The organism is Psychrobacter sp. AOP5-GZ1-6 (assembly GCF_052376345.1).
In the GTDB taxonomy this organism is placed as follows: Bacteria; Pseudomonadota; Gammaproteobacteria; order Pseudomonadales; family Moraxellaceae; genus Psychrobacter.
Map to the genome: position 1 here is coordinate 1 of NZ_JBQSVP010000095.1, position 12,111 is coordinate 12,111.

General features: G+C 39.1%; 10 protein-coding genes. 3 read left to right on the forward strand and 7 right to left on the reverse strand.

The features are described 5' to 3' along the window. The first annotated feature begins 137 nt into the window (after positions 1–137). Entirely contained in the window at positions 138–590 is a 453-nt protein-coding gene (locus ACT3RN_RS11360; RefSeq protein WP_192519573.1) for a nuclease-related domain-containing protein, read from the forward strand. A gap of 17 nt (positions 591–607) precedes the next feature. On the opposite strand, the gene ACT3RN_RS11365 is transcribed toward ACT3RN_RS11360, so the two are convergent. The 5 genes from ACT3RN_RS11365 to ACT3RN_RS11385 form a co-directional block, all read right to left on the reverse strand. Then, on the reverse strand, positions 608–2,050 hold the full coding sequence (locus ACT3RN_RS11365) for a hypothetical protein (protein WP_192519574.1): 1,443 nt from the start codon (positions 2,048–2,050) through the stop codon (positions 608–610). Next, positions 2,025–3,185, reverse strand: a complete 1,161-nt coding sequence (locus ACT3RN_RS11370; RefSeq protein WP_192519575.1) for a TniQ family protein — start codon at positions 3,183–3,185, stop codon at positions 2,025–2,027. The genes ACT3RN_RS11365 and ACT3RN_RS11370 overlap by 26 nt, the downstream gene beginning before the upstream one ends. A 211-nt stretch (positions 3,186–3,396) precedes the next feature. After that, positions 3,397–4,257: a TniB family NTP-binding protein gene (locus ACT3RN_RS11375; protein ID WP_087813923.1), complete on the reverse strand. Its 861-nt coding sequence runs from the start codon at positions 4,255–4,257 to the stop codon at positions 3,397–3,399. Continuing rightward, positions 4,257–6,236 (reverse strand): Mu transposase C-terminal domain-containing protein, encoded by a 1,980-nt coding sequence (locus ACT3RN_RS11380; RefSeq protein ID WP_087813924.1) that lies wholly within the window; start codon positions 6,234–6,236, stop codon positions 4,257–4,259. Before ACT3RN_RS11380 ends, ACT3RN_RS11375 begins: the two co-directional genes overlap by 1 nt. Continuing rightward, positions 6,226–6,882, reverse strand: coding sequence for a TnsA endonuclease N-terminal domain-containing protein (locus ACT3RN_RS11385; RefSeq protein WP_087813925.1), 657 nt, complete (start codon positions 6,880–6,882; stop codon positions 6,226–6,228). Before ACT3RN_RS11385 ends, ACT3RN_RS11380 begins: the two co-directional genes overlap by 11 nt. 212 nt (positions 6,883–7,094) lie before the next feature. Between ACT3RN_RS11385 and ACT3RN_RS11390 the strand changes: the two genes are divergently transcribed. Then, the gene (locus ACT3RN_RS11390) at positions 7,095–8,807 is read left to right on the forward strand and encodes a molybdopterin oxidoreductase family protein (protein WP_444518655.1); all 1,713 of its coding nucleotides are present in this window, start codon (positions 7,095–7,097) and stop codon (positions 8,805–8,807) included. A 74-nt stretch (positions 8,808–8,881) separates the two neighbouring features. Here ACT3RN_RS11390 and ACT3RN_RS11395 read toward each other — a convergent pair whose 3' ends face one another. Further along, positions 8,882–10,207: a D-amino acid dehydrogenase gene (locus ACT3RN_RS11395; RefSeq protein ID WP_192520487.1), complete on the reverse strand. Its 1,326-nt coding sequence runs from the start codon at positions 10,205–10,207 to the stop codon at positions 8,882–8,884. Positions 10,208–10,348: 141 nt separating this feature from the next. Beyond that, entirely contained in the window at positions 10,349–11,089 is a 741-nt protein-coding gene (gene ygfZ / locus ACT3RN_RS11400) for a CAF17-like 4Fe-4S cluster assembly/insertion protein YgfZ (protein ID WP_192520488.1), read from the reverse strand. Positions 11,090–11,357: 268 nt separating this feature from the next. Here ygfZ and ACT3RN_RS11405 point away from each other — a divergent pair, with 268 nt between their 5' ends. Next, positions 11,358–11,711: a zinc ribbon domain-containing protein YjdM gene (locus ACT3RN_RS11405; RefSeq protein ID WP_225739304.1), complete on the forward strand. Its 354-nt coding sequence runs from the start codon at positions 11,358–11,360 to the stop codon at positions 11,709–11,711. The last annotated feature ends 400 nt before the right edge of the window (positions 11,712–12,111 follow it).

A 12,111-nucleotide genomic window follows, 5' to 3' on the forward strand; every position in this document is an offset into this window, starting at 1 on the left:
ATAAGTAAATCTCTGACACATTTAATTTTAGTATCTATTGAGTAGAGTTACTTTAATAGAGTCTTTCGGCTACAAAATTACTTGGTGATGGTTGAACTCCGCGAAAATAGTTAATATGTTATTTATAAAGGATATTCATGGCAGAAATGATTCCAGATAGTATCGGACATGCAGTTGATGCAACAGCTGGTGAACGTAGAGTATATAACCTCCTAAAGAGCGCCTTATTACCTGATGATGAGTGGATTGTTTGGTATGAACCATGTGCGTCAATCAAAAGCAAACATGGTGACTTCTTAATCTTTTCCATACGTCACGGTATGTTGCTAATTGAAGTCAAAGATTGGAGTGCTTCATACATAGAATCTGCTTCACCAAGTCATTTTACGATAAAAAATAGCAACGGCACATTACAGAAAAGAGAGAACCCTTTAAAACAGGCAAGAAGCGTACAGTTGCAAATTAAAAACTTACTTCTTAGATTAACACATGAAGTGCAATCTCACTTTGGTCGGTGGATAAAGACTTTGATGCTAGCGCATCTAGGTCTTTTTTTCACCTCGCATTTGGTATTGCACTTCATGTGTTAATCTAAGAAATCAAATGGTTAGTTTGATTGGATAGGACTAGGTAACCAGTATTCTTTTCTATCATATATTAGTATTATCATATTGCGCTGATCTACTTGTTTAGACTTCAAAGTCTTTAGTGAGCTTAAACTAATATGAACACAATGAAAATACATCATACTGAGCTGCAACCATTTCAACTTATCAGTTTTAGACAATAATTTCTTCTGATTAAATAGATCAATAATTTGTTTTTCGACCTCTTTCCGATTAGCTTTGAATATCTCATTTTTAGTAGGCTTTTCACAGGTTAAATTTAAATTATACTCCTTGTTTAGAAAACAGATGAATCCATATAATGAACTATACTGACCGTGTTTTAAGAGTAAATAGCTATTTACTTGCTCTTGAGTTGGCGTATTTAAGTCAGTAACGTTGTATTCAATGTAAAGACCTGTTGCAGGTTGCAAAGCCAGTCTGACCGATTTTAGAGAGGTCTTGCGCTTGAGTAATTTTTGAGATAAAAAACTATGATAATTTTTAATACAAGTAGGTTCGTTATCATTAAATTTTGCTAATAGATTAATAATGCGTTCTTGCTCAGCAATTTGCTCTTTAATCTTAGGGTTTACAATAATCTGTTTAGTTTTAATTAACCAGCGCAGTACCGTTAGATTTTCACGCAGTCCATTTGGCTTAAACTCTTTTACTAGCGACTCATAGCTTGGTATCTTGCTCCATATTTCATCACAGCGAGTAAAGAAATTTATAAAATTATTGTGTTTTAGAGTCGCTGTCATACTACCTTTTTCAGCTGCAAACCATTTTGTGAATTGAGTGTAAGCCTGTCTCATTATCTCTGATGACAGCAGATAGATATTAACTTCTGTCTCATGCTCTAGTCTTTGATTCCAATAACACTCATTACACTTCTTCCCCATACCAGCGGGCATAGGTTTGTTGCAACTCTCACAAGGTATTTCACCGAACTCATGGCACTTTTGACATATCTTACCTTGCTCGCTATCTACAAGCTCCCTATATCTACCACACAAAGAACAGCTTTGCATAAAGTGACCCTGAAAGCAGTTTGTACATACCGCTTGATCGTGAGACAGCCTTGAATAACTACTGATATTTCTTTTAAATTCACCACACTCAAAACACTTTTTTTTGTCTTTAAAATAGCCCTGATAGCAGGTTTGACAAACTCGTCCGTATTCAGTATTAGCCCCATCTTTAACCGCCGCGCCGCCACAACGAGTACACGGCTGATTCATACGGCAACCACTACAGATAGCAAAATCCTCTTTTTTATGCAACCGATTTATTTCACCGCATTTACTACAGGGTTTCTTAATAAACCATATACGATAGCAATTAGCGCAATATGTTTCATTTTTATAACGTCTTTTAATCTCTACGTTTTCATTAGCGCATGAGTCGCACCGCTTTTTATTCTTTTTTAAGGTGCTTGTCATAGCTTTCTCTCATCTCTATTTTGCGTTGTAATCTGCTCCAAGCAGCCATTACTGCTTCTAGTGAAGCAGGATGTATACCACTTGACTGCTTCTTGTACTCGCGTGAAGGTACTTTAGGTAGTTGATCATAAACTTGAGAGAAAGCTTTAGGGACTATCGTACGTTTTGACCACTGAAAACTATTTTGAGTAATGTCTAATTCTTGACAATAATATATCCAATCATCACATTCTACTTGCAGTAGATAGTAAGCATGCTCAATTAATACTATCCTCTCCTCCAAGGGAAGAAAGTCAAATCTTAGACTTGTTTTGGGAGATGAGAGTTCACTAAGGTCAATACCTAGTTCTAAAAGTAATTTACCAAACATATAGTCAGGGTTTTTCAAAGCTTGTCTTACTAGATTAATTAAAAAGAGTAAATAATCAAACCACTCAGCTATATCAACAACTTTTCCTAAAATAGTACCTTGTTTACTATATAGAACTTGATTTGCTAGCAGTTGAAATTTATAGACTACCTCACTAGGAATTGTGTCTAAAGTCGTTTTATCTAGTTTATGATGACATGAATGGCACTGGTTTATGAATTCTTGTTCTGGCTCTATCAACTGTGGTTGGTAAGGTAGGTTGCAGTACGGACAATCAACCTGTAGAAATTTTCTATGCTCTATGCAGCATACTGACCATGTGAAGCGCCATTGTAGCTTAAGATGAGCTTCTTTATTATTAGTCATACATTCATAACAGTAAGGATATCCAATTCTTGAATAACGATTTCGTTTCGACAGAGGTTGAGTCCAAAGTAGAGCGACTTTGCTACTAGATTCAATAGATAAAATTTTTGAAAAATTTATTAGTGTTTGATTATTAATAGCATCTATAGCCGTAACTGCTAACACCGCTATATCAGAATGTATCTGAGAATTAATGTACTTAAATCCTTTATCTACATCGTACGTCCAAATACGATGTTCAGGCCAATAGTAGTGAGTAAACGTCAATGGGCTGCATCCTTGTCTAAGGGCAGCTCTTATCAGCCATGAAGTTAGACTTTCACCCTCTAGTAAAGGTGTAGAGAACGTTAACGGTCTTATCCGATAATTTTGCGTAACACTTTGGTTTATCTTAGCCATAATTTGCTCATTAACAGCAGAAAATATTTATCTAATTTTTAAGTCTATAATCTATAAGCAAGTCAATAAGATCAGCCTTATTTTAGTAAGTTACAGACTCGATTTAAAGTAGCTTTAACCAGCTAAGGACTAGTGCTTTTATCATGAAAGATAAGAGTTTTAATAGGATTTTTTTTCGTTATTGCCTAAAAAAGCTGCTTAATATATGTATTTAAACTCTACTACTCAATATCTCTGATGTTATCTCTTCACTACCAGATGTTATAGCCTCAATAGCACATTCAGAAATTAATCTTCTCACATCGCCAATTCTACCCTTACTAATACTGTGTATTATCCGAAGCTTATCAGGATGTGTTAAATTTGACGGCTTCTTAAGTGGAATCACTCTCTCAAAGCTACCGACAAGTTTTCGAAAATCTACATTATTGTTCCAGTTCTCAAGCTCTATTACATCAAATCTACTAATATGCTGTTGATCAGTATGTAATACTCTAACCGCATCTCTAGTACCTGCTACAACAATTGGCATTTGAAGCTCATTACATAAAAATTTAATGACATTCATTATTTGTCTTTGCTGTCTTGCAGTGCCTGTTAGCAAGGAATGAATTTCATCTATGACAAGCATTTTGACATTGCAGCATCGAAAGGCATGAATAACTTGGTAACGAAGTTTTGTAGTTGGCTCAGTACTTCGATAAGGTAATGCTAAGCGCTCAAGCAAACTAATATATAGCTCCTTTTCACTTGGAGAAGGGGGCGCTTGTATCAGAACTACAGGGACTATAGAATCTTTAAAATCATCGATATAAGGTAAGCCAAACTTCTTATGAAATTGATTTATCAGTGTGGTTTTACCATTATTTGAGTCGCCTATAATCATTAAGTTAGGCATTCTATGTTGCTTAACTTTATTCATTAAGCCTTGCAAGGTTTCCATAGACTGATTAGCTTTGTCATAACCAATCCAACGAGGTTCATCTATAAATCGCAACCTCTCTTCATTAGGCAAAAGCGCAATATGACGGAATTTTGGATGAATATGTGTATAGGGGATTTCTTGTTTCATTATTCGATATCCTCATAAAAGTATATGCCATCATCACTATCGTCAGATGTTATGTCTAAGATGCTATCAGAGACTCTTGATTCTTCTTCTAAAAGCTCGAATACTTCTACTTCTTTAGGTGCGTAATGCTTTTGAGATTTGACATGATGCTTGCGCCTTTGCTCTTTTCTACGTTGAGTTTTAGTTGACGATGTAGCATTCTCAGTGAGTGACTGCATTTCATCCCATGCCTGATATATTAGATGCTCATTAGACTTGCCATATTTCTGTCTAACTAAGCCTTTAAGCTGTTTATACTCCCAAAGACTCATAACAGGCAAAGCCTGATTGGCATAAGGAATTTTGAAATATTGCTTTAATTTGGGATCAAAAAACCATATTTGGCTAATATCTCTTGGGTCCTGTCTGAAAATATATTTTTCTTTGTTACCATTTTTGTCTGATGTATTTACATAATGATTTAAACAGATATCGTAGTAATATATACCTTCGATACGGACTCCAGAGCTTTGAATAGTTCGCTCAAAACTTGGCATAAAGTCTAGTCTCAAAGTTATGTCATCGACAGGTAATTTTGGTATACCGTTGGCCTCGCTTAATGAGTCTCCAAATATCCCGATTTTCCATTGTTCGGACGGTGTTTTTTCGATACTTGAATGAATACTTTGATGATAAACCTTAGTAATGTAAGTTAAAAACCACTTTTCAAACTCAGCAAGAGTGAGCGATGCGTTTTTCTCTGCATCATAACCATCTCTTTGTTTAATATTAGAGAAAGTTGTACCAGGCAACTCATGCACTTTCTTCATAATATTGCCGATCATACGTTCTACATGACCGCCATATTCAGGACGAGCCAAGGGTCGAAACTCAATATTGATTCCATGTAGAGCACAGGACTTTCTAAGGTCTTCTGATCTAAAATCTGAACCATTATCGACGTGTATTTTTTCTGGATAGCCAAATACATCCCAAGTTATGTTCTCAATATTATTTTGCTCTAACAGCTCGTTTTTTGGCAAAATACTTCGAGCTAGACACATGCCCACCGAAGTAACAGATGGAGCATCTAAGGAAATATAGTAGCCTGTTATCATTCGACTGTAGATATCAATAGCTATAGTGATCCAGGGTCTTCCAATAGGTTTACGATGTTTATCATCTACAATTATTAAATCAACAGGTGTATGATCAATTTGTACTACGTCTAATGGAGCAAGAACCTCAGGAAAATGTCCTGTTTTGGGAGTAAACTTGTTTTTCGCCTTCTCTCTATACCCTCTCTTTTTCAAGACTGTCGACTCAGATAGCTGATTGATACGGAATCGTATTGCATTGCCACTAGGCTTTTCAACTCCTAGTTCATGACAACGTTTATGTACCATTCTTACTGTCGCTTGCATGGTTGGACGCTGTGGTGTTAAGTAATAATCGTAAATAACTGTTTTAATTAAGTCATTCATGGCTTCGTCCAAACGAGTCTTATCTTTCGTCCACCCTCTTTTCTTATCTAACAATGAAGCAATAGAACCTGTATGTTGGTAAGCATCTACCCACCTTCTCAATGTTCTACTTGTAACACCGCTCTCTTTAGCTCTTCTCTCATAACCATCAACACCTCTATAGCCTTTTTTTTGAGCGATTAATGGCTGAATGGCGAAATACTTTTTCTGAGCTTTTTCCCAGTCTTCATCACTGATACATTCTGAATCTACATTGATGACAGTACCATTCGGATTAGGAAGGTTCTCAAAGTCATGAATACTCAGCAATTCTACTCTAAGAGTTTCAATGCTTTTGAAAAGTGCTTGATTAAAATCAGCCAGTTCAATAAGTTCAAACTGATCACCGTTTTGCTTGTGGCAATAAATATTACCCTTAGCAAGATGAATAGCAGCTCTATCTAAGGTGAATCCTACGTTTGGGATGATTTCTTCATTATCTAAATTTTTACTCTCATCAATGCGACTACTGTACATGCCAAACCTCCGTTTTTTCGTCTAATTCTTCCCAAAAGTCAAATCCCAGTCTTTTAGTACCAAGCAAATGCAGAATAGTACGTTTACCTTGAGGTCGATAAATTCCACCTTTAAAGAACTTCTCTAGAAGATATTCAATTGTTGTGTTTCCCATCATTTCTACTTGATTTAATATGACTTGAATATCGTGTTCACAACAGGCAGTTTTTCTAAAGCGTAATACATACTTCACATTCTCTAAACCTTTGTGATGAATTCTCGATTCATCATAGATTTTAAAACGAAAGTTATGCTCGTCACTATAACTTATAGCTGCCTTCCATTTATCTGACCAATCTCTCCAGTTTTTCTTCCACTCACTTCTAGGTTTTACTTCAACTATTAAATGCTTAATCAGCTCTTGCCTATACTCTGCACCGTCATCTAAATGCACAAAGTAGTCAGGTGTGTATTTATAAGCTCTTCCATTCTTTTTAAAAGGTATAACGACAGGTTGTGCTATTACTTCTAATACATTAGTTCTAAAAGTCTGAAAGATTACGAAATCACGTTCTAAAGTAGATTCGTAAGGAATAGATAGCCCATTATAGGAATAAAGGCCAGATACACTTCTCCTGGTTGGCTTAATAACTCTCATTTGTTGCATAATCTTTGACACCTATTGGGTATAGTATGTAATTAGTTGACAGGTTATAAAGGAATGATTGATATCTATTAAGGTAATTTAAGCTATAAAGTAAGGTTATTGACAGTATACCTGACATTTATTAAGAAAAGCGACAGTTACTCACCAGTTTAAAAACCCGAAGTCGTTTTTCCGCAACCTCAATCGATCAATTGCCACACCATATCGTCAGTATGCACCTATTCGGTCATATGCTACGTATTCCTATACCGGATGTGAATCATACCCAATATATGCTTATTATTGGAGGCAATCCGCTGGCCTCTAATGGCAGTATCATGACCGCACCAAACATGCGCCAAAAGCTAAAAGATATCAAAGCCCGTGATGGCAAAGTGGTGGTGATTGACCCAAGACGCACCGAAACCGCCGACATTGCTAGCGAACATCACTTTATCCGACCCGCCACGGATGTGCTGCTGTTACTAGCCATGTTGAACGAAATTTATGCACAAGGCTATGCAAAATTGGATAGTAAAGCCGCCACGCTAGCACCAGAAATTGATCGTATTGCCATGTTTGCCAAAGAATATACGCCTGAGTCGGTCGCCGATATTACCGGTATCGCTGCGCCTGAAATCAAACGTATGGTCAAAGAGTTTTGCGAGGCCGAAAGCTCAGTCTGTTATGGCCGTATGGGTATTTCGGTGCAAGAGTTTGGCTTGTTGAGTCAGTATCTATCGATGGTTATTAATATTGTGACTGGCCGCCTAGATGAAGTGGGCGGTGCAATGTTCCCTAACCCTGCCATCGATGTGGTGAACAGCTCAGGCCCAGGTTATTTGGGCAAACGTCACAGCCGCGTGAGTCACTTACCTGATTTTAATGGTGAGTATCCAGTCGTTGCCATGGCAGATGAGATGCTAGTAGCAGGTGAGGGGCAGTTAAAAGGTTTTATGATGGTTGCTGGAAACCCTGTTATCAGCACGCCAAATGGTGAAAAATTGGACAAAGCTTTATCACAATTAGAGTTTATGGTCTCACTTGATTATTTTGTGACAGAAACCAGTCGTCATGCCAATATTATTTTGCCACCAGTATCGCCATTAGAACGCGATCATTACGACATCACGTTTAACGGTTTTGCGGTGCATAACGTGGCTAAATATTCACCGGCCTTGTTCGACAGAAAAGACAATGCAATGCATGACTGGGAGATTTATTTAGAATTGGCCGATCGCCTGGACAAAGACGCACCAGAGGCCACCCAAAAAGAGCGTGCAGCGACAAAAGCATTCGGACCAAAAATTCTATTAGAGCAGGGTTTAAAATACGGTCCTCACAGAGAAGCGGTCACGATAGAGACATTGCTAGCAAACCCACACGGCATTGATTTAGGCCCATTACATAGCATGTTACCAGAGGCTATTAAACATGCTGATAAACAGATTCATTTACATGTGGATTTTTATCAGGCGGATTTGGCGCGCGTGCGTGAGATGGTACAGCAGTACAATGAAGATGAGATTCTATTGATTGGGCGTCGGCATGTACGCAGCAACAATTCGTGGTTACATAATAGCCATCGATTGGTAAAAGGCAAATCTCGTTGTACGTTAATGCTGCATCCAAAAACGGCAGAGCAGCATGGCATTATCAATGGTCAAAACGTCAGAGTGACCTCGCGTGTGGGTAGCATCGTCATTGCAGCAGAAGTAACCGACGAGCTAATGGCAGGGGTGGTGAGTATCCCACATGGTTTTGGTCACGGCCGAAAAGGCGTTAAGCAGCAAATTGCTCAAGCACATGCAGGAGTCAGCGTTAACGATTTAACTGATGACACTTTGATTGATCAGTTAAGTGGCAATGCGGCCGTGAATGGTGTGCCGGTACAATTAGAAGCACTGGACTCAGTTGTAGATATCGCATTGGCTACTGCATCATAAAACTTGATAGATAGCAGGATAGCTTAGGGCGTATTTGTGAGTGTTTAACAGGTTTTAATATATTGATATTCTGATTAAACACTCATACCCACAAAGTCAAAATCAACGTTAGGCTTTTCGCCTTGTATCAATAAGCTGACGGCTTTTGCAGAGCCACAAGAATGCGTCCAACCTAATGTACCATGACCAGTATTAAGCCATAAATTATCAAACGTGGCTGAAGCGTTATGACTACCATGTCTGACTTGACCGCAGTGTGCACGACCAATCAGCGGTACGTTTGAGGGGGTCATCGGTCTTAATCCTGTCCAATATTGCACAGAATTGGCAATAATACCTTTAGGGAATAACTGCTGTACGCGGCGGGTAATGGCCTCGCAGCGTGTGGTATTTAAGTCTAGGTTGTAGCCATTAAATTCTGCAGTACCAGCCACACGCAATTTATCTCCTAACCGCGAGGCCACCAGTTTGAACTCATCATCAATTAAGCTCACAAAAGGTGCTAAATGCGGCGCACGTGGATTTACAGTATAAGTGGCAGAGTAGCCTTTTGCCGGAAAAATTGGCACATGAATACCCAGCGGTTTTAATAAGCTGACGCTATAACTGCCCAGTGCCAATACATAGTTGTCTGCTGTGAAGGTTTGTGCATTTTCGCCTGTTGGACGGATAGTAACACTATGCACGTGCGGGGTTTTGGCTTCGCTATCGGTATTGAGCGCTAGAATTTCGGTATCGTACATAAAATGCACGCCAGCATCCATGCAGTGCTGTGCCAACCGCTGAGTAAATAGATGTGCATTGCCTGACTCATCACGGCTGGTATAGGTTGCGCCAGTCAGTTTATGCGCAATAGGAGATAGTGCTGGTTCCAAGCTCACAGCGTTATTGATATCAATGACATGGCGTTCGCAGCCAAGTGCTTGCATACGCTCTGTGGGTTTAATCGCAGCATCAAATTCGGCTTGGCTGGTATAAAAATGCATAATACCGCGCGTCTGTTGCTCGTAATTAATACCGATATCGGCGCGTAGTTGCTGTAACGCACCTCTAGAATATAGCCCTAAGCGAACCATTTGCACAAGGTTAGCATCGGCTTTATCGGCGCGGCATTCTTGTAAAAACTGCATGGCCCATTTGAGCTGCGCCTTATCAGCCCGCAGGCGATAAAGTAGTGGCGCGTCTTCTTTAAAAAGCCATTTTAGTGCTTTTTTTGGGGTAGCAGGGTTGGCCCACGGCGTGGCGTGTGATACCGATATTTGACCGCCATTGGCAAATGAAGTTTGTAAGCCTGCTGCCGGTTCGCGTTCAATCACAGTCACATCATAACCTGCTTGACGAAGATACCATGCGGTGGTCACACCGACCACGCCTGCTCCTAGTACTGCAATATGTGTCATAGGATTTTCTGCCGTGACTATAGAATCTGTTAATTATTCAAATATTAGGGCTGATGATTGCTCAAATTGCACCACATTTGGATGTTCAATAGACCCTAAAATAGTAAAATAATTAGGGGTGTTTATTGATGATACGCCACCTTACTTAGCGCGGGCAACATCTGCTTGTAAGGCGGCTGGCAAGTTGAGCGTGGTTAGTGCGCTGTCGGCAAGGTGTTCTGGACGTGCAACCACCAATGCTTCAAAACCGTGGTCGGTTGCAATGGCATTTACAACTTGGATTTTATTTAGCTTGTCACCTGCACTGGGTAGTACATCTTCGCCTTGTACGTAATGCAAAAATGCCTTAGGTGCAGATTTAAAATAAATACGCGCAATCACCTCTTGACCTAAGTAACAGCCTTTGTCGTAGTCCATACCGCCGCGCTGATGCAAGCGCAATTCTTGTGGCTGAAACTCGCCTTGGGTGGCGGCAACTATCCAATAATTGCCAGTAGCAATGCTACATTGCATCCATGCTTGCGTATCCTGTTCGGTATTGTGCGTATCGTCATGGCTAAAGGTTGGTTCATCAGCGAGCATACAAGGGTAAATTAAAATTGGCGCGCTGGTATCAAATTTGGAAAAAGCGCCAAACTTTTTGAGGTGGACAAGTAGCGAGTCTGTACAGTCAGCACTGATCACCACATCAAAATGTTGCTCGGCTTGTTTTTTAATCCAAATACCAAACTCAATACGGCCTTTTAAGTTGCAAATAGCGGCTGCTTGGTAACTCAGCCCCAGCTTAGTCACATCACACGTAAGCTGTCCTTGTAAAAACTTTTCGGCGTCTGCGCCTACAATGCTAATTTGTTGAAACTGCGGTATAGAAACATGACCCATTGTTATTATCCTTTTAATGTCAATTTATTCATTAAAGACGTCAGTGTTGATTTTTTTGATAAAAAACTGTCTGCGTAAATGTAAATGAGACTAAGAAGAGTACCACAAAAACTACCGTCATAAAAAACGTCAGCGCTAAGTGGTCAGTTAAGGTATAAGTTGGGTGCTGAGCGCAGTTTTCAAGCGTACAAGTTGGTGAAAATAGGTGAGTTACGGTACAATAAGGCCTTTGCAATAAACTTAATTTATAATGGCTATCGAGGAAATTATGAGCTTACCCAATTGCCCTAAATGTGATGCTGAATATACTTATGAAGATGGTGCGTTACTGGTATGTCCTATGTGTGCTCATGAATGGACAGCAGCAGAGACTGATGCGGAGCAAGCTGAAGAACAAGAGGCAGTCATTCGTGATGCAGTTGGCAATGAGCTGCAGGACGGCGACGCGGTAACCGTGATCAAAGACCTAAAAGTAAAAGGCTCTTCAACTGTCATTAAAGTAGGCACCAAAGCCAAGAGTATTCGCCTGTTACCAGATGCGACTGATGGCCATGATATTGATTGTAAATTGGATGGCTACGGCCCGATGAAGCTCAAGTCATCGGTGGTGAAAAAAGCTTAAATAGATCGCTTACAAACGCATTGTATTGAGCGCAGTTTTAGTGACTGATAGGATTATTTGTTTTGACATTTAAGGTCTACTAACTATATGAATGCATAAGCTTATTTATGTTTTTGATAAAGATATGCAAAAAGATGACCACCTAAACTTAGGTGGTTTTTTTGTATCATTATTCCTAAATCCGGGTGATGCCTAAGTTTAAAAAAGATGATGAGTCTCTCCAAAATCGTTTCGTATACAAGGCACCTTATAACCGCTTATTTGATACTCGTTTTAAACTTCTTTAACTATACCCTTAAAGTCAACATGGTTTTTTGTAAGAAATAATGAATAACTATGTAGTTTTTCTTTATATATAATAAAATAAATACGAAGAAGTGGTTTTTCTGAAGTATTTTTA